Source organism: Pirellulales bacterium (assembly GCA_033762255.1).
In the GTDB taxonomy this organism is placed as follows: domain Bacteria; phylum Planctomycetota; class Planctomycetia; order Pirellulales; family JALHPA01; genus JANRLT01.
The window spans coordinates 22739-45071 of sequence record JANRLT010000070.1 but is presented as its reverse complement, the minus strand read 5'-3'; the positions used below and the strand labels follow the sequence as shown (position 1 = coordinate 45071).

General features: G+C 55.1%; 19 protein-coding genes. 7 read left to right on the top strand and 12 right to left on the bottom strand.

What is annotated here, in order from left to right:
- Positions 1 to 61 precede the first annotated feature (61 nt).
- Positions 62 to 1414 carry a DUF1015 domain-containing protein gene (locus SFX18_19335; GenBank protein ID MDX1965308.1) on the top strand — a complete coding sequence of 451 codons (1353 nt, stop codon included), beginning with the start codon at positions 62 to 64 and terminating at the stop codon, positions 1412 to 1414.
- A 155-nt stretch (positions 1415 to 1569) separates the two neighbouring features.
- Here SFX18_19335 and SFX18_19330 read toward each other — a convergent pair whose 3' ends face one another.
- From SFX18_19330 to SFX18_19320, 3 genes are all read right to left on the bottom strand, one after another.
- Positions 1570 to 2049 carry a hypothetical protein gene (locus tag SFX18_19330; GenBank protein ID MDX1965307.1) on the bottom strand — a complete coding sequence of 160 codons (480 nt, stop codon included), beginning with the start codon at positions 2047 to 2049 and terminating at the stop codon, positions 1570 to 1572.
- 293 nt (positions 2050 to 2342) lie between these two features.
- A complete protein-coding gene (gene asnS / locus SFX18_19325; protein MDX1965306.1) occupies positions 2343 to 3734 on the bottom strand; it encodes an asparagine--tRNA ligase in 1392 nt (463 codons plus the stop codon).
- 423 nt (positions 3735 to 4157) lie between these two features.
- Positions 4158 to 5198, bottom strand: coding sequence for a thioredoxin-disulfide reductase (locus tag SFX18_19320; GenBank protein MDX1965305.1), 1041 nt, complete (start codon positions 5196 to 5198; stop codon positions 4158 to 4160).
- A gap of 209 nt (positions 5199 to 5407) precedes the next feature.
- Here SFX18_19320 and SFX18_19315 point away from each other — a divergent pair, with 209 nt between their 5' ends.
- Together SFX18_19315 and SFX18_19310 are read left to right on the top strand one after the other, a co-directional pair.
- Positions 5408 to 7219 carry a carbon starvation CstA family protein gene (locus SFX18_19315; GenBank protein ID MDX1965304.1) on the top strand — a complete coding sequence of 604 codons (1812 nt, stop codon included), beginning with the start codon at positions 5408 to 5410 and terminating at the stop codon, positions 7217 to 7219.
- Positions 7220 to 7303: 84 nt separating this feature from the next.
- Positions 7304 to 7876 (top strand): hypothetical protein, encoded by a 573-nt coding sequence (locus SFX18_19310; protein ID MDX1965303.1) that lies wholly within the window; start codon positions 7304 to 7306, stop codon positions 7874 to 7876.
- Positions 7877 to 8056: 180 nt separating this feature from the next.
- Here the strand turns inward: SFX18_19310 and fliM are convergent, their stop codons facing one another.
- The 3 genes from fliM to SFX18_19295 form a co-directional block, all read right to left on the bottom strand.
- The gene (fliM, locus tag SFX18_19305) at positions 8057 to 9133 is read right to left on the bottom strand and encodes a flagellar motor switch protein FliM (GenBank protein MDX1965302.1); all 1077 of its coding nucleotides are present in this window, start codon (positions 9131 to 9133) and stop codon (positions 8057 to 8059) included.
- A gap of 70 nt (positions 9134 to 9203) precedes the next feature.
- Positions 9204 to 10487 (bottom strand): glutamate-5-semialdehyde dehydrogenase, encoded by a 1284-nt coding sequence (locus SFX18_19300; GenBank protein ID MDX1965301.1) that lies wholly within the window; start codon positions 10485 to 10487, stop codon positions 9204 to 9206.
- Positions 10488 to 10782: 295 nt separating this feature from the next.
- A complete protein-coding gene (locus SFX18_19295; protein MDX1965300.1) occupies positions 10783 to 13383 on the bottom strand; it encodes a redoxin domain-containing protein in 2601 nt (866 codons plus the stop codon).
- Positions 13384 to 13694: 311 nt separating this feature from the next.
- Here SFX18_19295 and SFX18_19290 point away from each other — a divergent pair, with 311 nt between their 5' ends.
- Positions 13695 to 14987, top strand: coding sequence for a lactate racemase domain-containing protein (locus tag SFX18_19290; protein MDX1965299.1), 1293 nt, complete (start codon positions 13695 to 13697; stop codon positions 14985 to 14987).
- Between the two features lies 1 nt (position 14988).
- Positions 14989 to 15978, top strand: a complete 990-nt coding sequence (locus SFX18_19285; protein ID MDX1965298.1) for a hypothetical protein — start codon at positions 14989 to 14991, stop codon at positions 15976 to 15978.
- Positions 15979 to 16090: 112 nt separating this feature from the next.
- Here SFX18_19285 and SFX18_19280 read toward each other — a convergent pair whose 3' ends face one another.
- The 5 genes from SFX18_19280 to SFX18_19260 form a co-directional block, all read right to left on the bottom strand.
- A complete protein-coding gene (locus SFX18_19280) occupies positions 16091 to 16654 on the bottom strand; it encodes a hypothetical protein (protein ID MDX1965297.1) in 564 nt (187 codons plus the stop codon).
- A gap of 285 nt (positions 16655 to 16939) precedes the next feature.
- Positions 16940 to 17392: a hypothetical protein gene (locus SFX18_19275; GenBank protein ID MDX1965296.1), complete on the bottom strand. Its 453-nt coding sequence runs from the start codon at positions 17390 to 17392 to the stop codon at positions 16940 to 16942.
- Between the two features lie 88 nt (positions 17393 to 17480).
- Positions 17481 to 17930 (bottom strand): DUF4826 family protein, encoded by a 450-nt coding sequence (locus SFX18_19270; protein ID MDX1965295.1) that lies wholly within the window; start codon positions 17928 to 17930, stop codon positions 17481 to 17483.
- Positions 17931 to 18629: 699 nt separating this feature from the next.
- Positions 18630 to 18932, bottom strand: a complete 303-nt coding sequence (locus SFX18_19265; protein ID MDX1965294.1) for a DUF2442 domain-containing protein — start codon at positions 18930 to 18932, stop codon at positions 18630 to 18632.
- Positions 18907 to 19149: a DUF4160 domain-containing protein gene (locus tag SFX18_19260; GenBank protein MDX1965293.1), complete on the bottom strand. Its 243-nt coding sequence runs from the start codon at positions 19147 to 19149 to the stop codon at positions 18907 to 18909. Before SFX18_19260 ends, SFX18_19265 begins: the two co-directional genes overlap by 26 nt.
- An 857-nt stretch (positions 19150 to 20006) precedes the next feature.
- Here SFX18_19260 and SFX18_19255 point away from each other — a divergent pair.
- Both SFX18_19255 and SFX18_19250 read left to right on the top strand, forming a co-directional pair.
- Positions 20007 to 21074: a sugar nucleotide-binding protein gene (locus SFX18_19255; protein ID MDX1965292.1), complete on the top strand. Its 1068-nt coding sequence runs from the start codon at positions 20007 to 20009 to the stop codon at positions 21072 to 21074.
- Positions 21075 to 21313: 239 nt separating this feature from the next.
- Positions 21314 to 21496, top strand: a complete 183-nt coding sequence (locus tag SFX18_19250) for a Flp family type IVb pilin (protein ID MDX1965291.1) — start codon at positions 21314 to 21316, stop codon at positions 21494 to 21496.
- A 30-nt stretch (positions 21497 to 21526) separates the two neighbouring features.
- On the opposite strand, the gene SFX18_19245 is transcribed toward SFX18_19250, so the two are convergent.
- Positions 21527 to 22090, bottom strand: coding sequence for an NUDIX hydrolase (locus SFX18_19245; protein ID MDX1965290.1), 564 nt, complete (start codon positions 22088 to 22090; stop codon positions 21527 to 21529).
- Between the last annotated feature and the right edge of the window lie 243 nt (positions 22091 to 22333).

Below are 22333 nucleotides of genomic sequence, written 5' to 3'. Positions count from 1 at the left end.
CATGGGTGCCTCGCGCTTTCAAGAATTACTACGTTCCCGCTCGTTTCTCGCTTTTTTTATCATGCCCGACATTCAACCCTTTCGCGGATTGCGTTACGACCAAAAACATGTGGGAGATCTGACTAACGTGGTCTGCCCTCCCTATGACGTGATCGATGCCTCCCTGCACGACCACCTGTACAAACTGCATCCGGCTAATTTCGTGCGGGTGGAACTGAACCGCGAGGAACCGGGGGATGATCAGGCCAACAACAAATACGCCCGCGCGGCCCGGTTTTTGGCCAATTGGCGAACAGAGGGTGTGTTACAAGCCGAAACCCAACCTGCGTTTTACGTCTATCACCAGATTTTTCAGGCCAATGGCAAAACCGTGACCCGCCGCGGATTCATGGGTCGCTGTCGGTTAACGCGGTTCGGCCAGGGGCAGGTCTTTCCCCATGAGGAAACGCTGAGCGGTCCCAAGGCCGACCGACTGCTACTGATGAAAGCCTGTCAGGCAAATCTGAGCCAGATTTTTGGCTTGTTTCCCGATCCCACCAACACTATCCAGAACCAACTGGAAGCGCATCTGGGGACTACAGCCCCGCTAGAAGCACGGGACCACTTGGGCGTTATCCACCGGATGTGGCCTATTACCAGTCCCGAACTGTGCGCCACCGTGACCCGCCTGATGAGCGATAAGCAAATATTTATCGCGGATGGCCACCATCGTTACGAGACCGCCTGCAACTATCGCGATGAAATCGCCGCGGCCAACGGCGGTTCACTGCCGGACCACCACCCGGCGAATTTTGTCCTGATGATGTGCGTCGGCATGGACGATCCGGGCCTGTTGGTGTTACCAACCCATCGCCTGTTTCGGGGATTAGCGCCCATGACCGCAATGGAACTGGCCACCAAGCTTAACCCCTATTTCTCCACCCGCATCGTGGGTGAAGGAGCTGGCCAGGCCGCTAGCGTCTGGCAAGAGATCGAAACCGGCAATAATCAAGGGACGCTGGGCCTATTCACCCAGTCGGATGAAAGGTGGACGCTAGCGCAGCTTAGTCCCGCCGGTCAGCAGAAAATGGCGGAGATCGCGCAGGAACATTCGACGGACTGGCACGGCCTGGGGGTGGCGATTTTGCACCGATTGCTGGTGGAGACGATTTTGGGAGCCAAAGACCTGCCTAAGGCCAAATATGTCCACTCGGTCGAAGAAGTGGTCGAATCGCTGGAAGCGGGAGACGTGGCGGGGCGCGACGCCACTGGCGTGGTGAGCAGCGGGGGGCGGTTTGAACTGGCGGCGCTGGTCATGCCCGCGACGGTGGACCATATCCGCCGGATCAGCCTGCACAATGAAGTCATGCCCGCCAAGAGCACGTATTTTTACCCCAAGCTGCTAGGTGGGCTGGTGGTGAACCCGCTGGAGTAATGTAGTAGGCAGCGTCTCGTTGCCGGAGATTAGGGAACAGGGCGCGGGGAACAGGGAACTGTAGGAGGCAACTCCGTTGCCGAAGGGGAAGGCTGGAGAAGTGAAGTTTGGTGGCTAGACTTTGTTTGCTGGAAAACAACTTTCGAATGTGCTTGCTAGTGACTTAACCAACCAGTCAATTGAGCGATTTTCGATTCTCTTTCAGTAGCTAATCGCAATTCGGGATCAGGGATTTGAGTTACTTGGATTTCCTGGGCTTCTTCACACACGTCAAACAAGATAGACGAATTGCTCTTTAGAATTTTTCCTTGATTCGTGATCCGGTAACAAGGATAAACCAACTCTCCTTTGGCGTCAAACTTCCAGATGGTTATGTGACTCTGAGCTACGCGATGCCCGAGCATTCGCCGCGTTCCGAAGTGACCAGGCTGATTTTTTTCAGTTAAATGGACCGGTTTTCCAAATACAATGACTGGCCCAGAGCCTGAAGTGCTACCGACACGAGTTTGATCAAAAATGAAACGATGATGGGTTAAATCAGGGTATCGTTTCAGACCGCTAAAATACTGGCTGGTTTGAGTGTAAGTGGTACCTTGCCGAATGTTGTACCAATAAACAATTACCAGGCAAAGCAATAAATTGAATACGGCAAAAGCGACTTAAATTAAGACTCTACTTTGCATAGATTTGATACTCCGGCGGAAAGGAGATTTTTAATATAAGTCTGGAAAGTCCACTGAATTGAGTTTCACGCGAAACACCCACCTATCATATCATTCTCAAATCTGGAATTTCAAATTTGGGATTTTTGCACACGTCTCGCTCTACCACGCTATTAGCAAAAGGCCGCTCCCAGGCGCGCTCCGCTGCGCGTCGCGGCTAAACGCCCATCCCCCGTTCCCAGTTCCCCGTTCCCCATTCCCTACACTCAAAACTCCGCATTCCCCGGCGTGCGGGGGAACGGGATCACATCGCGGATGTTTCCCATGCCGGACAAAAACAACAGGATTCGTTCCAGTCCCAGGCCAAAGCCGCTATGCGGGACCGTGCCGTAACGCCGCAGGTCGCTGTACCAGCCATAAGCCGCGGGGTCGAGATTCTGCTCCCGCATCCGCAACTCTAGCAGGTCCAGGCGTTCTTCGCGCTGGCTGCCGCCGATGATCTCTCCCACGCCAGGGACTAAAATATCCATCGCCCGGACGGTTTTGCCATCGTCATTGACCCGCATGTAAAACGGCTTGAGCGTCCGCGGATAGTCATACAAGATAACCGGCTTCTTAAAGACGACTTCGGTCAGATAGCGTTCGTGCTCCGATTGCAGGTCGCGCCCCCACTCGTGCGGGTATTCAAACTTTTGGCTGGCCTTGTCCAGATGCGTGATCGCCTCGGTGTAGGAACAACGGACAAACTCGCTGCCAACCACTTTTTCCAGATTGTCCCGCACCGTTTTTTCCACCCGCTCGACAAAAAACGTCAGCTCGTCGCCGCAGTGAGTTAGCACGTCGCTGATGATCCGCTTGAGAAACGCCTCGGCCAGGTCCATGTTGTCGGCCAGGTCATAAAACGCCATCTCCGGCTCTACCATCCAAAATTCAGCCAAGTGTCTCGACGTGTTGGAGTTTTCGGCCCGAAACGTCGGCCCAAAGGTGTAGATCTTACCCAGTCCGCAGGCGTGGGTCTCGCCATTGAGTTGACCACTGACGGTCAAATACGCCGCTTTGTGAAAAAAATCGCTAGCATAATCGACCTTGTCGTTTGTTTTGGGCAGCTTTTCCAGGTCGAGAGTCGTCACGCGAAAGAGTTCTCCCGCTCCTTCGCAGTCGCTGGCCGTGATAATCGGCGTGTGAACATACAAAAAGTCCCGTTCCTGAAAGAACTGGTGAATCGTGTAGCTGACCCGGTTGCGCACGCGGGCGATCGCCCCAAAGGTGTTGGTCCGGGGCCGCAAATGGGCGATCCCTCGCAAAAATTCGTAGGTATGCCCCTTTTTTTGTAGGGGATAGGTTTCCGGGTCCGCCCAACCATGCACGACGACCTCTTTGGCCAGCAGTTCCGTCGCCTGTCCTTTGGCGGGAGAAGCCCGCAGTTCGCCGGTGATGCTGACGCTACAACCGGCTGCCAGCTTTTTGATTTCGCTTTCGTAATTAGGCAGCGCGGCCTCGGCCACGACCTGCAGATTTGCCTGGCTGGTGCCGTCGTTCAGCTCGATAAATGAGAACCCTCCCTTGGAGTCACGACGGGTACGAACCCAACCGCGGAGGGTGACGGATTGACCGATGGCCGCGGGTTGCAATGCCGCCTTGATGGAAAGAGTAGTCATGGGTTACTCAAAAATGAAAACAAATAGGAATTCGTTTAGCTCGGAGTCGCGGAATAAAGACAGGAGCGGCACGGAGAAGTTGTCAGTCATAAAATTTCTAAGCCACCGAGGAAATTCATAAGCCGCTGAGACACTGGGTACACGGAGAAATTCACAGAGAAGAAATGAAGTCGGGTATTAATAAAGTAGTTTGTTTCCAGTTCTTGCATTAAGAATTTCCAATTACAGTTCCGCGAAAATCTGCTGCGCTACCGCGTGCATCCGCGTCCTATTTATGCTTCTCCGTGCGCCTCCGTGTCTGCTCCAGTCCTCAGTGATAAATGCATTTCTGAAATCAAGAATCTCAAATTTGAAATCTGGAGATTTCAATTCGCGGCTTGTCACCACTCTCTGCCTCACCAAATTCCATATACCAAAAACCACTTAGTGCCCCGCTAGCCAGCGCTCGGCGTCCAGGGCCGCCATGCAGCCGCTTCCCGCGGCGGTGATCGCCTGGCGGTAGTAGTCGTCCGCCACATCCCCCGCGGCAAAGACCCCCTCCACGCTGGTATTTGTCCGGAAAGGGACCGTCCAGCGCACGTACCCTTTTTCCGTGGTGGCTAATTGGCCATTCAGAAACTTGGTATTCGGCGTATGTCCAATAGCTAAAAACATCCCCCCCGCGGCAAGCTCTTGCTCGCTGCCATCCACGGTATTTTTTAGCCGAACCCCGGTGACCCCTTGTTGATCATTCCCCAGGACCTCGGCCAATTCGTGGTTCCAGACAATTTCAATCTGTTTGTCGTTCATCGCCCGCTCGGCCATGATCTTACTCGCCCGCAGCTTATCCCGGCGATGGACCAGATACACTTTGCTGGCAAACTTGCCCAGGTAGGTCGCTTCCTCCACCGCCGAATCACCCCCTCCGATCACCACCAGCGGTTTCTTGCGAAAGCGCGGCAACGCCCCGTCGCATACGGCGCAGGCGCTTACCCCGCGATTCTTGAATCGGTCTTCGCTGGGCAGGCCCAGGTAATTGGCCCGCGCGCCCGTGGCGACGATGACACAATTTGCCGTAAGCGATTCCCCCGCAAGACTTTGCAGCCGAAACGGCCGATCACTAAAGTCCACACTGACGATGTCGTCGGTGACCACTCGCGTGCCAAAGTTGAGTGCCTGTTGCCGCATCAATTCCATGAGTTCCGGGCCGCTGACCCCTTCTTTCATATGAGGGGCCATCAGTTCGCGGCGGGCGGGCAAAATAGCATGGTCCAGGTACGACTCGAGGTCGCCTGCGGGAAATCCGGGGTAATTTTCGACTTCCGTGGTCAGAGCGAGTTGACCCAGGGGGAGTGTGCTATTGACTTGGTTTTCAAGCGTTATTGCCCCTTCGTAGAGCAACGGCTGCAGATTCGCCCGCGCGGCGTAAATGGCGGCGGTCCAGCCGGCCGGACCGCTGCCGATGATGACCAACTGTTCGGGCATGCAAGAATCCTCTGGCAAAAGTGGAAAGGGGAGGGATTATTTGGCAAAAATGTTGGGACCCAAAAGCGTCCCTGGCGTTCGCTAGGAACAGGAACACAGTGTCGCGAAGCGGGCAATTATAGGACTTTTGCCAAGGAAAACAAAGGAGTGCTGCGAAACTCTGGCGGTCGTGTTAAACTGGGGACGGCACAACTAGGGAGAACTTTACGATGACGTTGGCGGGAATTGCCCTCGGAGCGGCGGGAATTTTATTAACGGCCTATTGGACCTACGGGACGCTTTTGGCGCGACTGCTGCGGCTAGACCCGCGCACAAAGACGCCCGCCGTGGAACTGCGCGATGATCTGGATTATGTGCCGACCGACTCCAAATTTTTGCTCAGCCAGCATTTTTCGGCAATTGCCGCGGCGGGACCGATCGTCGGACCCATTCTGGCCGGGATCACTTTTGGGTGGCTACCGGCGCTCATTTGGATCTTGGTGGGCTCCATTCTCATTGGCGGTGTGCATGACTTGACGGCTCTGGTAGCCAGTATTCGGCACAAGGCCCAGTCCATTGCCGAGGTTGTCCGCCAACACATGAGCCAGCGGTCGTACCTGCTGTTTCTCAGTTTTATCTGGATCGCGCTGGTGTACATTATCGTGGCGTTCACGGACATCACGGCGCAGTCCTTTGTGGGAACATTTAATCTAGAATCCGGCGAAAAGGCAGTCGTTTCCGCCGATCAGCCCCCCACCAGACACGAAATTCAAGGAGCGGCCATTGCCACCTCTTCGCTCATCTATCTGGCGCTGCCGATTATCATGGGCATATTGCTGCGTTATACAAAGCTATCGCTGACGATGGCCACGCTAATTTTTGTGCCGCTGATCGGGCTGGCCATTTATGCCGGGCCTTTTTTGCCGCTGGACTTAGAATCCCTGTTGGGAATCAGCCAGGTTCAAGCCCACAAATTGTGGGATGTGATTCTTTTGGGCTATTGCCTGGTGGCGGCGGTGTTGCCGGTGTGGCTGCTTTTGCAACCACGGGGACATTTAGGGGGGTATTTTTTGTATGTGGCGCTGGCTGCGGGAGCGGTGGGGATGCTGCTAACTCCGCAAACGATTCAATACCCCCAATTTCGTGGCTGGCGGGTGGATGTACTGGGCAAAGGGCCGGTTGATCTGTTCCCCATGTTGTTTATTACGATTGCCTGCGGCGCGTGTTCAGGATTTCATTCGCTGATCGCCAGCGGGACTACTTCTAAACAACTCCGGGTGGAAACCGACGCCAAGCCCATCGGGTATGGGGCGATGCTGCTGGAGGCGATGATTGCCATCATTTCGCTCTCCTGCGTGATGATCCTGGCTCCGGATTCCCCCCTGACGGGTAAATCGCCTAACGCGGTCTATGCCAACGGAATCGGCTCGTTTGTGCAGTCCTTTGGCATTCCGGCGACGCTGGCGGCGTCATTCGCGCTCTTGGCGTTTAGCACATTTGTGTTTGACACGCTGGATGTCTGCGTCCGGTTGGGCCGGTTTATTATTCAAGAGTTGATCGGCCGGCCCGATTGGATCGGACGCTTGATTGGCACTGTTTTGACCGCGGGTGTGCCACTTTATTTTGTGCTGCTGGATCCGCTGGTGGTCAACGGCAAACCCCAGCCCATGTGGCGGACATTTTGGGATTTATTTGGCGCTAGCAATCAATTGTTGGCCGCTCTAACGCTCTTGGGCGTGACCGTCTGGTTGTGGCGAACGCGCAGGGCGATGTGGGTATGGCTGGTCACGGGAATTCCAACCGTCTGGATGTACGTAATGAGCAGTTGGGCGCTAATGACCATGACCAGGGCCAAGTTTTGGGACTCGACGGCGCAAAGCTGGCGATGGAGCAGCGATCCGGTCGCCTGGGCCGGCGTGGTGCTTTTGGTTTTGGCCGCGCTCATGCTGGTAGAGGCGGTACTGGCGATCTTTGCCGGCGGGCCACCCCGCCGCAGGGCCACCTTGCCCCAAACAGGCAACTTGATTCCCGCGGCGGGTTAAACGGAACATCGTTTTGACCCACCACTCCACGGCTGGCGGTTTAATTCCCGCGGCAATCATGGTTTTTTATCAAACGCATGCTTTATGGCAAAACAAAAACATAAGTTCCGCCCGCCGGAGGAGAAGGAAACCGCCGCGGCGGTCAAATTACCCCTGCCGGGCGCGAGTGACCGTTTAGGCGTGGAGCAGTTATTAACGCCCCGCCTGGCCCACACGCTGGCGGTACTGTTGGTGGGGACGGTGGGATTATTAGTGGTACTTACCCACATTTTGTCGTACATCAGCAAGACGGAAATCATTGAACAAGAATTCAAGCGGGCGACAGCAGAGGAAAAAGGAGAGCCCGATGATATCCGCTTTAAAGTGGAAGCGATCTTTAATGATGCGTTGTGGGTTGACCAGATATCCATTATCGGGGGGCTGATTTTATTAATCCTGGCCATGCGGATGACCAGTCGGTCGTTACCCTATGCGTGGCTGGCGTTGGCTTGCTTTACGACGCTGGTGCTGGTGCAGGGCTCACGTCAATCAGATGAAGAATTTTGGGGGAATTTGGTCCTGCAACTGCCGGCCTTGGCAGTATTAGGGGGAGCGGTCTTTTTTGCCCGGCGGGCCAACTCTGACGATACGAAGCAGTCTGGCGGTACGAAGCAGTAGATCACGAAAACGTAAGGGAGTATTAAGTTCCCAAATCTCAGATTTGAAATTTGAAATCTCGAATATGGGATCTCAAATCTCTGATCTGAAAATTGAAATACCAAATCAAATGTCCCTGGCTAACGCGGCGGGCTGAGTGTGGTCCCTTGCTGACGCCGCTGGCTAAGGAATGTTCGGTGGTTACTTTTTCTTGGCCGTGGGTGGGGGAGCGGCAGTCGGGGAGGCGGCGGGGGCCGGGGTGGATGGGGGGGCTGGCTCACGCACTAGTACCTGCTCGATTTGAATGGCTTTATTCCCTTTAAAGACCCCCGCCTTGGCCGAAAATTTGGGAACACCCGAGACCAGCACCGCCAGTGCTTCGCGCTGGTCTTTATTAGTGGTGATGATATCTCCCACCCGCAGACCGATCAGTTCTCCTGTCGTGATTTTTGTTTCGGCCAGTTGGACTTCCATTTCCACCAGCGCCCCCCGCAGATGCCGACTGAGGGCCTCCACGGTTTCGGGCGTGCTCGATTTACGCCCATAGGTCCAATTATTGGCGGTAAGCTTGTTACCGATTCGTTCGATGCTATTAAAGGGAATGCACAGGCTAAGCATTCCCCGCACATCCTGCAGCGTCAGCTCAAAACAGATCAAGATGACAACTTCATTGGGAGGGACGATTTGAACCAGTTGCGGATTGCTTTCCACGCGATCCAGGGACAAATTTAGCTCCAGGACGTTTTCCCAAGCGTGCTTCAGCTCTTCCAAAAACAGCGTGGTGATCCGCCCCACCAACCGTAATTCAATCTCGGTCAGCGGCCGGCGTGAAATTGGGCCAGAGTCCTTTCCCCCCCCCAGCATGCGGTCGATGATTGGATACAAAATTGCCGGATTGATATCTAGGATCAGATTTCCCTCGAGTGGATCGGCCCGCAGCACGTTAAAACAGGTGGGATTTTCCAGGCTGAACACAAATTCGCTGTAGGTCAGTTGGTCCACGCTGGTGAGTTTCATTTCGACGATGCTGCGCAGCATGCCCGACAATGACGCGCCAAAATTTCGCCCAAACCCCTCGTGCAAGGACTGCAGGGAGCGCATTTGCTCCTTGCCCACGCGCTCTGGACGCTTAAAGTCATACGGAGTGACTTTCTCGCGCACGCGGGGGACGGGGTGGGCGGGACTTTCCGGCAAGAGGGTCGATGTTTTTGCCGGGGCCTGCGTCTCCATGGCGGAAAGCAGGCTTTCGACTTCGTTTTGACTTAACAGATCGGCCATGCGTGGCTTCCTTGCGCTAAAATTCCTATTGCCGACATCCATCTAGGGGCGTGGCGACGGAATCGGGCCGCTATTCGCGAATTTGGCCCGTTCCATACACAATATACTTGTACGTGGTTAATTCCTTGAGTCCGCAAGGACCACGCGCATGAAACTTGTCCGTGCTAATGCCAATCTCGGCCCCCAAGCCAAATTCCCCCCCGTCGTTAAAACGGGTGCTGGCATTGATCATCACCGCCGAGCTATCCACCCGCGCGGCAAAAGCGCGGGCCGCGGCCAAGTCGCGCGTGATAATGGCGTCGGTATGCTTGGACCCATACCGTCCGATATGCTCGATCGCCGCGGGAAGGGTGTCCACCACCACGCACGAAAGTATCGGTCCCAAATACTCCTTGCCGTAATCTTCCTCGGTGGCGGGTGTCGCCGCGGGCACCATCCGCCGGGTGCGTTCATCCCCCCGCAATTCCACGCCCCGCGCGGCCAGCGCCGCGGCGATGCGGGGCAAAAAGTCTTTTGCCACCGCCGCGTGAATCACTAGCGATTCCGCCGTATTGCACACACCCATGCGCTGGCATTTCGAGTTGATGATGATTTTCTCGGCCAGATCCAAGTCGGCGTGTTCATCCACATACACATGGCAGTTGCCGTCAAAGTGTTTGATGACCGGCATTTTGGCCTCGGCCGTGACGCGGCGAATCAGGGCTTCTCCTCCCCGGGGGATTGCCACATCAATGTATTGGGCCAATTCCAAAAAATGCCCCACCACGGCCCGATCCGTCGTCTCCACAATCTGCACCGCCGCCGCTGGCAAACCGTGTCGGATCAGGCACTCCCGCAGGATTTTCACGATCGCCTGGCTGGAGTGCGCGGCTTCCTTCCCCCCCCGCAAGATCACCGCGTTGCCGCTCTTCAGGCAGATCGCCGCCGCGTCCGCCGTCACATTAGGCCGCGACTCATAGATAAAAAAAACCACACCCAGGGGGACGCGTACTTTTTGTATTTCCAAACCATTTGGGCGGATGTGGCCTTCGATGAGTTCGCCCACCGGATCAGGCAAGCTGGCGATCTCTACTAGGGCCTGGCTAATGGCCGCGATCCGCGCCGGCGTTAGTTTTAATCGATCCACCGCGGCGGGGGTCAAGCCGTAATCCGGAGCGGCCGCCAGATCGCGTTGATTGGCGGCCAGGATGGCTTCGGTCTGCGCTCGCAATTCAGTCGCCGCGCTTTGCAGCCACGCATTTTTTACGGCGGAGGAGACCTGGGCCAACTCCACGGACGCCGCGCGGGCGGCGGAGGCCACTTCCCGGGCATAAGCGGGCAAATCGAGCTGTTTTTCGGTGGTGGCGGTGGTCATGGGATAATCTTTGATTTGCAACAAAACCTGGCAATCCGCAAAACATCCTCATTTATCGCGAGCAGCCGATACCCCTCTCACGGAGTGAGAGGAGTACAATGTCATCATCACACTCCGTGTGATGTATCTATTACCGCCGTTCGGTGTTGAGACGCTAAATACGGCCATTCTAAGTCTCCTTCACTCTGCACCTCTCACGGAGTGAGAGGAGTACAATGTCATCATCACCCAACTCCACTTCTCTAAACTCCAAACTCCATTCCACCCTCTCACGGATTGAGAGAAATACATTCTACTATTTTTGGCTGGCGGACTCTAGCGGCGTCAGTTTCCAGGCGGTTAGTTCCTGGCCGCTAGAGGTCAAAATGACCGACTGTCGGCCATCCGCGGTCACATATCCCCCGATCCCGCTAAGGACCTGTCCAGTGGCAAATTTATCAATCAACGTTCCCGCCGCATCAACCAAATGAATCGAGCCATCCGCCCCCGCCATCAACCATGCGCGGTTGGCCTGGCCTACCAAAGGGGTCGTGCATAAAAAGTCGATCGGCACCTGGTGCACGCCGGCGGGCAGATCATAACTCCACAGCGGCTTGCCCGTCTTATCCAGCGCTAAGAGGCGCGTGGCGCTGCTGGCCGCCAAGGTATAACCCAGGTACTGCCGTACGCCCAGAGGTTGCACATCTCCGCCGACAATTCCAAAGAGCCGCACATCGGGAATGGTCCACGGGGTGGCGGCCCGCAACTGGAAATCCAGCGGCACGATATTACCCTGTGCCGTGGAACAAAACAGCAGACGCTGCCGCTGGGCGTCCGGTTCGCTATAGGCCAGGCGTAGGCCAAACTGGATATCCTTGCGGTTTCCCCCCAGGTCGGTGCCATCCAGCTTGGCCAGCCGCACACCGGTCAGACCGGTATACGACAGGGCAATTTCCAGTTCGCCGTCGCCATCCAAGTCAATCAATTGAGCATCCGTAATTTGATCTTGCCCCTGTTGCTGTGGTTGGGGATAGCTGAGCGTCTTTTGCCATTGCTCATTAAAGAGATGGACATGCTTTTCAAACGGATGAAATAACAAATAACTACGTTGGCCGTTGGCGCCGACCGCGGTACGCAGGGTGGTCACCGGTGTTTGGGGGGGCAAGCCCAACTCGTGCCGCTGGATCAATTTGCCCGCGCTATCGAATTGACAAACCGCCTGCGAACCATCCAATACCAACACCTGGGGGTCGCCGGCGCCCGCTTCGATGACCAAGATATTACCTCCCTGCGCCAATTGTCCCGCGGATGATTTCCACAGCGGTTCCAAACGATGTTTACTGGGGGCACTGGCCTGGGTCGCCGCGGGAGCCAGCGGAATTTCGGCCACGGTCCCGGGTGCCTGGGGAGGCATTTGCTGATAGCGGCGATATTCGGCCAGACGTAACTGAAAATCCTCAAAAGAGGCGGCGGCGGTGGATTTGCCCGCCAACAGGGCATCCAAAAACGGCGGCAACGTGCTAGCCATATTTAGCAGCAATTCCGGCCAATGATGCTCGATGTTCCCCGCGGCATCCAGGACTAGCAGCGAAGGAATAACGTCCACGCCTAGTGATTTCTTTGCATCCAATTGCGGATCGCGCAAGGTCGGCAAAGTAATGTTTAACTGGGACAAGGTGTTGGCGATGGTCTCGTTCGTGACCTGGGCGTCATCCACATTGACGGGCGTAAAGGCGAGCTGCGCGGACATCTCCCCGTAGCGCTGGGCAAGTTCCGCAAACAACGGCAAGATTTGTCGGCTGGCGGGATTGTCCACCCCCCAAAACAAGAGCACCTGAATTTTTCCCCGCATGGTTTGGGGCGTTATTTTATCTCCATTTCGCGCCACAAATTCAAAGTTGGGAACCGGTTTTCCCAGGAGGGGCGTCGGCGACAACGGTGGAGGAAAGGAGATCAGCCGCTTGACAAGCAGCGCGCCGGGAGGGACGGCAAATTGAAAAGCCTCTGGCGCGAGCCGCGAATTGAACTGTGCTTGCGAAAAATCCGCGAACATTTGCAAATCCGACACCGGCCCCCCCTTTTCCAGTTCGCCCCGCAGGCCATCCAACGGATAATCGGCCCGCCGCAAAATATAGCTCTCTTGGTCAATCCACAAAGTCAACACACCCGCGGGAGAGGGAATTTCCACCCGGTGGCACAGGCGGTTTTCATGCCGCCCCTCGACCGCCAAGCGGGGTTGCAGGCTGGGTTGATAAATCATCGATAAGGCGTCATCACCCAACAGCAACAAAGGCTGCAACGGTGTCCCGGCAAAGCCCTGGTTGATGATGTTTTGCATGGTCGCGTCTAACACCAGGTTATCCAGCGTCAGTTGTCCCGGCGCGGGCAACTCCAGCACTCCTTCGGTATTTTCCACCGCCCCGCGCACGGTTTGGCCATCATTCACCAGTTTCAACGTATAACACTCGAGCCGCAGTTTGTTGGGCCGCGCAAAGGCAACCTGCAACGGCTGTTCTAATGTAAATTCCTGGCCATTGCGCACAAACTTTTGCCGCACGTACGCTTGATCGGCGTAAGTCTCCGCAACGCGGTACGCCTGCGCCATCCGTTGCAAGATTCCCACCGCCGAATCGGCGGCCGCCAGGGGAATGGGGGCTGTAGTCGGAGCTGCAACAGGCGTTCCCGCCGGGACAACGGATTTTGGCACAAAATTGACCGAATCGGTAATCGGCGGGGCGGTGGAGGAAGCACCTTGCGCGGGTGGCTGAACTGTTCCGCCAGTGGTATTATTAGCCACCGTTGCGGCGGGTTGTTGGGAATTAGGTTCGGGAACAGCTCTTCCGCAACCGGGCAGTCCAGCGCAGGAAATCATCCCCAACCCGATCATCAGGACCAATATTTTGAGCGGCAGTTTCATGGCACATGCTGGCAAAAATCAAGCAAAAATAATCAAGAGAGTCTTCCGCTGGGGAATTATTTCTTTCCAGAGGTTTTGCGTAAAGCTCGATCTGGGGGAGTTTAGCAGGAAATACGCCGCTGACACCTGGTGACCAGGCAATTCTCTCGTTATCTCCCTGGGAATGGGCTAGCAACCGAATTCCTTGTACGAACCGGAGCAGCCTTGACCAACATCCCCTGCCTTGACCCCTGCACATGGGGGGCTATGATGCCAAATACCCTAATTTAATAACCTCCCCGAATTAACACCTGTCGCGCGGGTCGGCTTGCATGCCAGCACGGTTAAAATATGGCCAGCAAAGTGAGATTCTTGTGCCGGTTGACACCAGTTGTCGACTGACGCACTATGGACTCCCCACGCTCGCCGCAGTCGCGGACTTGGCCTCGACTGTACAAACAGCCCTGCATCATCCGCGTGATTTTCCCCCCTTGGCGGCGGCAACCGTTCCGGGGGACCAAATCGTGCTAGCTGTCGATCCCCAGTTGCCCCAGGTCGCAACGATCGTCCCGGCAATTTGCAAGTATTTACTCGCCCAAAATGTTGACGCCGCGCGGCTTACCGTCCTTTTGGATGGCGCCGCACAGGCACAACTCGCACAACTACGCCAGATTTGGCCAGCGGAAAGCTCCGATGCACCCACGTTGGCGCTGCACCATCCCGATCAACGTAACGACCTGGGCTATCTGGCCGCTGACGAGTCCGCGGCGCCGATTTACTTTAACCGACGACTGCTGGACGCGGATTTGATTATTCCCGTGGGCTGCGCAAGCTGGACGAACTCGAATTCAACGACGGATCTGACAGGAAAAACTCCCGTGCAGCGCAGTTTGCTGTATCCAGAATTCTCCGATTTGGCCGCTCGTGGGCGAGCCATTAACGCCAGCTTGGCCAATCTGACCAAATCCCCCAAGCCACTCAAATCCGCCAAGCCACCCAAGTCAGGCAAGGCTCCAGAAATTACCCACTCCCCCGATTGGCTCTTAGGCGTGCAATTTTGCGTGCAAGTGGTTCCTGGACCGGCAGGGGATGTGCTAGCTGTTTCCGCTGGCATGTTGGATTCTGTCTGTCAGTGGGGAGCCGATTTTGGCCGTCAAGCATGGGGAGCCGGTTTGCGAACTCCAGTCCCATTGGTGATTGCCGGGCTAAATGGTGCTACCAGCTCCAGTTGGGAAAATGTGGTTTTGCAATTAGCAAGGTATTTGCAATATGTCAAGCGTGGCGGCAGCCTGGCGCTTTACACCGATCTGTCCGTCATGCCACCGGCGGGAGTGCTGGAATGGGCGCAATCAGGATTTGCCGACGAAGTGCCGGAAGTCCTGGAACGAGAAAAGGTCCCAGGGTGGCAAATGGCCAAAATTTTGCAAAACGCCCGCGAACACGCACGATTGGCCCTAGCGAGTGAATTACCAGAACATCTAGTGAGCGACCTGGGCTGGCATCCCCTGGTGGAAGATGAGGACTTGCAACGGCTCTGTGAAACGGCAGCCAGCGGTTGCGTCTTTCATCATGCGGAATTTGTGGACTTGGAACCATTGCCCCAGCCCACAGCGGGAAGGAATTAACATGGACCAGCCATCCCCTCCAGCCCTGCCACAATTGACATATCCCCTGCTCGTGCGAATGAGCTCCCAGCTTACTTGGCTGACCCTGGCGGGGCGGGACCGACTGACGTTTGCCAATAACTTTTGCACCCATAAGGTGCGGGAATTGGCGGAGGGCCGGGGGCAAGAGGCCTTCATTTGCACGGCCAAGGGGCACACGCTGGGGCATGGAATCTTTTGGGCTTTTCCAAATGAATTAGCATATATGACCGTGGCGGGTCAGGCGGCCACACTGCTACCCCACTGGGATCGCTACATCATTCGCGAACAGGTGGAATTGGCCGATCAGACCAACGCGGTTGCGACGTGGCTGGTCTGCGGTAATGAAGCTACATGGCAACTAGCCGGTATCACAACCTGGCCAGAGGAACCATTAATCAGCAGCGAACTCCGCGCGCAGGATCCGGCGGGACATGAATTTAACCTGTGGATGGCCCAGGTCGATTGGCTTCCCGTACCGTCCTGGCTAGTGCGCACGCCGCTGGCACAGGCCGACGCTGCCGAAGCCTGGATGGCAAGCACGTTCCAGCGGCCAGCGGCGGAGTTGTTCGCCCCATGGGAGACGTTTGACCTGCTCCGCGTGGCAGGGGGGTATCCCTGGTTTGGGGGTGATATTACCACGGAAAATTTACCGCAAGAAGTCGCCCGCGACCAGCAAGCCATCTCCTTTACCAAGGGGTGCTATCTGGGCCAAGAAACAGTGGCCCGAATTGATGCCCTGGGACATGTCAATCAATTGCTGCGGCGTATATGGTCACCAGAGCGGCTAACAGGCACCACTCCCTTGCCACTATTTTATCAGGAGAAGCCAGTCGGGCGGATCACGTCGATCGCTCCCCTGCCGGATAGCTCGGCCAGCCTGGGCCTGGCGTATCTGCGGCGCAATTTGCCACCAGGAGCGGAACTGCAAACCTCGACGGGGACGATTGTTTACGCTACCCCGAACAAGTGATTCAAAGAGTGGGATTATGGGGGAGCGGAGGGGGCAGGGGAGCAGGGGGGCAGGGGAGCAGAACTGTATTACTCCACTACTCCATTACTCCATTTCTCCAGTACTCCACCCCCTAGCCCACGCGCGCGGAGATACGATTGTTTTCAATCTGCAGGGAAAACCGCGCGGGTAATTGAATGCTGCCGTCCGCCGCTAGGCCCGCGGTGGGTAATACTCCCTCGGTGTCAAAGCTGGGGGCAAGCTGCTCGGCTTGGCTTTTGACCGCCTGGAACAAGCGTTGCAACCGTGGGTCGTCATTGAGCGCTGTTTCGAGTTCGGTGCGGGCGGGTTCCTCTCCGGTAACGGTCAGGTTATTGCTCAGGCTTTGCTGAATGGTCAGCCCGGCATCGCTGGGCAGGTTTAGCTCGGCCAGGATTTCCTGGATTCGCTCGCGCAATAGCTGCAAATCGTTATCGTAGCGCTCCACCAGCGCGGGGTCGGCGGAGATCGTGGCGACGCCAGCCAGGGGATCTGCGGATTCCGTTCCGGCCGCCGGGGACTCGCTGGTGGGCGCGGCACCCCCGCCAAATGCTTGCAATAATCGCGCAAAGGACGTGCTAGCGGACTCTTCCCCTTTTTTGCCGCGCGGGGAACCATCCACCGACGTATTCCAGCCACTGATTCCCGCGGTGGTCATGACAGCTCCTGGCGATTTTTCGCGGTCTAACAGGCAAAGGTGGGCATAAAACCCCAACCCAGGATTTTCGGCTTCCCTGCCAATAATCGACGCGGAGTGCTGGTAAAGTTTAACGATTATGTGGATTAGGGGGGAGATGTTAAACTAGGAAATGACCCAGTAAAACGTGGGCGGAGAGGATCGATGTGAAGATAAAAAGATAGATTCCCGCGCACCTTTTAGGCATTTACCGCGTGAAACCAGATGCGCCCTCAATCATCAGCAAACGTTTAAAATTCTCGGTCATCATAGATGTTGATAAATTACACGCAATTTAGTGGCAAGTATCTTCTCCATTTCCATCTTAAACTTGTCTTCCAGCTTGCCGATTTTGGGGTTCATTGCATCGAGCGCAAATCGACCAAATCCTTGTGGCCATACATAAATAAGTTCATTCAGCGTTAACACTTTTCCACAACAGGGCGAGGCATACGGGGCAAGTTTGTATCCATTATCGTGATCTTCATCCATACGGACTTGCCACCATTCGACCGGGATTTCCGCAGCACATGATGGACAACAGATTCGTTCGAAGTTTGCTCCACAATCGAAGAAATTAATATTCTCAGAGACCTTGATATTGATTTCGTCCGCCTCGGGTGCAATTTCTGCAAACCGATCGCGTGCAAGTCGCTGTTTCAAAACATCGGGAACAAATCGAGGGTCCTCAGGTACAATCGTAATCCAGTTGTCTGACATATTGTCGCTTCCTTATGCACATAACAGAAAAAATGAGTGACGACACACCAACCGCGATACCATCCGTAGGGTGATATTCTCTCACAGATTATTCTTCACTCTCTTCGGCTCGAACCTGCTCCGCAAGCTCTTGCATCATCTCTGCTCGAACACGCAGTAAGGGAGCAACTTCAATTGCGTTTTCAGGCTTGCCTTTTCCCGTGTGCTCCCCTCGTGACATTGCTTCGGCTGATTGGAGCCATAACCTACCAAATGCAGCAAGAACATCCGCTATGCTTCGCAGTTCGCGAGCCGCTGCCATGTAATCAGTCGGTACATCACCAGATATTGCCCACCACCCAACCAACTGGGGATTCAATTTGGATCGCACGGCCCAGAGAGCTAGATATGGATACAAGTACCATCGCGGCTCCAAAGAAACACCGGCATGCTCGCAACCTTGATGCTGCAGGTATGTCTCGACGATCTTGCGTTGATCAGCAATCCAGGTCGCGTCGTCTCGATCGGTGACCGTCTCCATTTCGTCGCTGTCTGCCATATGTGAACTCGTGGGGTATAACTGATTTACTGTTCCGTGAAATAGATCGCGCCGATGCTAACCTGAATCGCAGTATACGCTCGGCATATTGTGTGCGCCGTCCCACAATTTTCGCATTTTATGCTGTTTCAGCCATTCGCTCAATTAACCGACTGACTGGCTAGATGTTCTGCGCGTAAGTATCGTTTTGCGACTCACGATGTCTAGTTGCGGCATCCCAAAGGGTGAGAAACCTACGAACGATGGGTATTAGCTGGAGGACACCGTTGTTTTCGTCTTTCCCGCAAGCACTCTCGCATTCGTTAAGCATACCCAAAAGTTTGGAGATGTGGGCGAGCGTAGGATGCGCGTCGAACGGCGATTCTTGATCGAGCCATTCGTGCAGAACGAGATCGAAACTTAGATATGAGTAAGCAAAACCAGAGAAGTTACTCTTTCTGCCGTCAATCACAGAATACCATTCTTGGTCGATTGCTTCAGCCTCGTGGCCCGGCCACGCAATCTCACGACCTATGCATTGTCGACGACACTTAATATGGGCAATCAGTGTGGCGCGTGCGGGGTGGTCTTTAGGAAAAGCACGGATGGGCCGGTTATCTGAGTGAATGCGATGCATTTGAAAGTCAACTAACGATCAAGATATCGCGGTTGGTGGTGCAATAGCTTTGGATTCATTATATGACTTAACCACCCTCCCATTCACCGCTTTGTGCGGCGGCTAGGGTTTTTCTGGGTACTGACCTTTGCCGATAACGGGGCGGGAGCGCCGCGGAGTAGCCCCTCGGTGCTCAAATCCTCATCAATATCGGGCCAATAAATGCCATAACCCCCACCTGCGATTTGCCAGTTTTTTCGTTCGGCGACAGTCGCGTTGAATAACCGTGGATACCAAGCGAGTGGAACGATGATGGTCCGCCCATCCTTCAGGGCCACGCTCAATGTATCTTTCGTAAATTTGACGTCGGCGACTCGTTCATCAGCCGTAAGTGCCAAAATACCCATGCCAGGCCTCCACGATTTCAGGTTGATGTTGCATTACTAGTTTTTGAATGCGACGCAGTTCCGAGGGTTTGAATCCGAGATTTCGAGCGAGTCCTACTGGCTCAAGCCCGAACTTGGCCGATAAGTCGTCCCGATCAATATGGACATGCGGCGGCTCATTGGGTTCATGGCTATGAAAGTAGAATCGATATGGTCCGATTCGCAAGATAGTCGGCATCTAAATCTCATGCTCACCAGGCTGTTATGACATCGTTGACGAACGATTCCAAACTTTACGGCTACGTTAATATTAGTCATCTATGCCCCCATTCACACGCGCATTGTTAATACACAAACTCCATTTTACCTGTTGGTTTCTAAACTGTCACACTATTTTCGCATGTATTCCGCGTACTAGCGAAATCTAGCGCGGCCAGCATATTGCAAATCTGCGAAAAATCGATAGTGAATTTGGGCATGACGCGACCGCGTTGCGGTAGAAATTTTTTCGCTTGCCGTTTTACCAGGGAAACCGCTGCGCGGTAACCCTGGGCTGAGTTACGCAACCGCGTTGCGGTAGAAATCCCACGCCCCTGCTTTCTCCTAAAGGGAGAGGGAGTACCGCGAAGCTCACTGTACAATCCAAAAACAGTGGATCATAGCCCAAGTTGGAGTGGCTTTAAGCGTGGGCTAGCACCCGGCGGCTGATTTGACTAACTCCAATCTTCAACTTTGAAACACCCCTGGGGCAGTTTTACTTTCTCTAAAAACCTGTCACAAATCACCTTTGCCGCCTGAATTACGGGATTTTTCAGGTATAAACACCGCATGCATTTTATGCAAACGGGGCGAGACCTCCGCGCAGCGGCTGACACCGTCTAAACTACAATGATTACGATCCTTAAACCCTAAGGAATTCGCACTACTGTTTGTAAACCACGACTTTGAACCGGGCCGTTGGCCCGCAAAACAAGCCAGCGGCCACCAAGCGAAATTTCAATAAAAAGCAGTGCTGTGCAAAGCGAGAAATCTAACGGTCAGTATCAACCCTAGCTCCGCTGTACACACTGTAAAGATAAACCCTCAATGCCGTACATGAACTCATATTCCGTCCCCCCGCTTCCCCTTCCCCTGCTGATTACCGGCATTTCCGGCGTCGCGGGCTATAACGCGCTCCCTTATTTTTATGCCAGGTATGGCAGCCAGGTCGTGGGGATTCGCCAGGCGGATAACTGGCGACTCGTCGGTCCCGGCGTGGTCGTCTGCAATGCCGAAGACCGCGCCACGCTCGAAAAACTATTTGACCGCTTTCAGTTTCGCAGCGTGCTGGACACCGCGGGCAACTGCGCCCTCAAAAGCTGCGAACTCGACCCCGCCATGGCTTGGCGGATCAATGTGGACGGCGTCAAAAACCTGCTGGCCGTCATGCGCGGCGGGAATACTCGCTATGTGCACCTATCAATCGATTTGGTTTTTAGCGGAGTCGGCTCGGGCGGTTATCTCGAAACCGCTATCCCCGACCCCGTCACCGCCTATGGGCAAAGCATGGTCGCGGCGGAGGAACTAATCCTTGCCGATTATCCCACGGCGGCAATTTTACGCATCTCCCTGCCGATGGGAATCAGCTTTAACGGCCACGCCGGGGCGATCGATTGGATCCAATCCCGCTTTAAAAAGCACAAGCCCGCCACGCTCTATTTTGACGAGGTCCGCACGCCCACGTTTACCGATTGCCTGAATGAACTATGCGAAGTTGTCCTGGCTCGCCCGAACATTCAAGGTCTATATCACGCCGGGGGAACGCGGGCGCTCAGCCTATATCAAATCGCCCAGATTGTGAATCGCGTGGGGGGGTACGATCCGCATTTGCTGCACGGCATTCCTCGGATCGAGGCGGGGCCGATGCCGCCGCGCGCGGGAAATGTCAGCATGAATTCTAGCAAACTGGCCGCGGCGTTGGGCTACCAGCCTTTTGACCCCTGGCCGCTGGAAGAACGCTGGATTCCCACCGATCGCGAATGGCATTATCGGCGGGAACCGGCAGAAGGAGGCTGTGGACGGTTATTAGCCGAACTTTTATACCGCAATCCCCGGCGAAACTTGCATATCCCCCCCAAGGCGCATTATCAGCCGCACGCGGTCATGGCCCAACCGACGGGCTAGTTTATTGTCAAGGTTCTCTATCCGCCTTGGGCAAATCAGCCATGGTGCGCCGCAATCCGATTGAACCATCTAACCGGAATAAACGTTACAATGCCGTCGAGATGGACCAAAAAAATTGGACAGAGAGGTGATTTTGACTCATGAAGGGGGGGTCGCTTTTGACTCCGCCCGTTTCTGGGATAAGTTTTATCTTGGGTGGAAGGTTATTCCAACCAGGCAATTCCGCATCGAGGTGTGCCATGTTAGCCGCCGGTCAAAAATTTTTGCGTGAGGAGACGGGGGCCACTGCCGTCGAGTACGCTGTGATGCTGGCCTTGATCCTGGTCGCCGTGATCAGCGCGATTGGGTCGGTCGGCGCGCAGACGGGGGGGATGTGGGGGACTATTGATGGCGATCTGACCAGCCACGGGTTTGGCTCTTAGGGTGGTGGCTGAACTAGGCTGGTTTTCCGCCTAAGCTTTTCTATCTTCCCCAGCTTGCTTAAGCCGTTGGGTTAGCCGCCGTTCCCACAGCAACAACGCGGCAACCGTCTTGGCATCAAGAATTTCCCCGCGATCGATCATGCCCAGCGCTGATTCCCAGGGAAGTCGGACATTTTCTATTAACTCCCCTGGTTCCAAGGCCGTCCCCCCCGCTTGCAGTTGCTCCGCCACAAAAAAATGCATCCGTTCGTGCAAAATTCCGGGGGACATGAGCATTTCACCCAGGGGTGTCCATTTTTCCGCGGTGTAGCCGGTTTCTTCGCGTAATTCGCGTTGCGCGTTGGCGAGGGGGGTTTCCCCCGGCTCCAGCGTCCCGGCGGGTAGTTCCCACAGCGTGTCACCCACGGCGAGTCGAAAATTACGGATGAGGCCGACTTGTTGGTTGTCAAACCAGGGCAAAATTACCACCGCTCCGGGGTGTTGGATGGTTTCCTTTTTTAGGAGGGAGCCATCGGCCAGCGTCAAAGTGTGCCGCACCACGGTAAATCGGGGAGTAGCCAATAACAATTCCGGAGAAACTAGTCGATCTGCCATAAAAGTGGAGTTAAGAAAATAATAGTTGAGTTCAACATGTGCGAATCTGTCATTATGTTACACCAAGCGCGCCGGAAGGGGTGCTCTTGCGGGGAATCCCGGCGTTTTTTGTGCAAATTTTTCCACCAACGGCGGTCAGCCGGGGTCATGCCAATAGAGGGCGAATAATGTGCCACAGAGGAATTGGCAAATTCCCTGTCGGAGCCAGTTTGTCTCTAGCCCCCGAGCTTGATAAAATCAGTA

Excerpts from the sequence above, each read along its gene's own strand:
- SFX18_19315 (MDX1965304.1), top strand. The coding sequence starts at position 5,408 with ATGACGTTGGCGGGAATTGCCCTCGGAGCGGCGGGAATTTTATTAACG.
- asnS (MDX1965306.1), bottom strand. The coding sequence starts at position 3,734 with ATGACTACTCTTTCCATCAAGGCGGCATTGCAACCCGCGGCCATCGGT.
- SFX18_19285 (MDX1965298.1), top strand. The coding sequence starts at position 14,989 with ATGGACCAGCCATCCCCTCCAGCCCTGCCACAATTGACATATCCCCTG.
- SFX18_19260 (MDX1965293.1), bottom strand. The coding sequence starts at position 19,149 with ATGCCGACTATCTTGCGAATCGGACCATATCGATTCTACTTTCATAGC.
- SFX18_19255 (MDX1965292.1), top strand. The coding sequence starts at position 20,007 with ATGAACTCATATTCCGTCCCCCCGCTTCCCCTTCCCCTGCTGATTACC.
- SFX18_19295 (MDX1965300.1), bottom strand. The coding sequence starts at position 13,383 with ATGAAACTGCCGCTCAAAATATTGGTCCTGATGATCGGGTTGGGGATG.
- SFX18_19320 (MDX1965305.1), bottom strand. The coding sequence starts at position 5,198 with ATGCCCGAACAGTTGGTCATCATCGGCAGCGGTCCGGCCGGCTGGACC.
- SFX18_19280 (MDX1965297.1), bottom strand. The coding sequence starts at position 16,654 with ATGACCACCGCGGGAATCAGTGGCTGGAATACGTCGGTGGATGGTTCC.
- SFX18_19250 (MDX1965291.1), top strand. The coding sequence starts at position 21,314 with ATGTTAGCCGCCGGTCAAAAATTTTTGCGTGAGGAGACGGGGGCCACT.
- SFX18_19245 (MDX1965290.1), bottom strand. The coding sequence starts at position 22,090 with ATGGCAGATCGACTAGTTTCTCCGGAATTGTTATTGGCTACTCCCCGA.
- SFX18_19335 (MDX1965308.1), top strand. The coding sequence starts at position 62 with ATGCCCGACATTCAACCCTTTCGCGGATTGCGTTACGACCAAAAACAT.
- SFX18_19275 (MDX1965296.1), bottom strand. The coding sequence starts at position 17,392 with ATGTCAGACAACTGGATTACGATTGTACCTGAGGACCCTCGATTTGTT.
- SFX18_19265 (MDX1965294.1), bottom strand. The coding sequence starts at position 18,932 with ATGGGTATTTTGGCACTTACGGCTGATGAACGAGTCGCCGACGTCAAA.
- SFX18_19290 (MDX1965299.1), top strand. The coding sequence starts at position 13,695 with ATGCCAGCACGGTTAAAATATGGCCAGCAAAGTGAGATTCTTGTGCCG.
- SFX18_19310 (MDX1965303.1), top strand. The coding sequence starts at position 7,304 with ATGGCAAAACAAAAACATAAGTTCCGCCCGCCGGAGGAGAAGGAAACC.
- fliM (MDX1965302.1), bottom strand. The coding sequence starts at position 9,133 with ATGGCCGATCTGTTAAGTCAAAACGAAGTCGAAAGCCTGCTTTCCGCC.
- SFX18_19270 (MDX1965295.1), bottom strand. The coding sequence starts at position 17,930 with ATGGCAGACAGCGACGAAATGGAGACGGTCACCGATCGAGACGACGCG.
- SFX18_19300 (MDX1965301.1), bottom strand. The coding sequence starts at position 10,487 with ATGACCACCGCCACCACCGAAAAACAGCTCGATTTGCCCGCTTATGCC.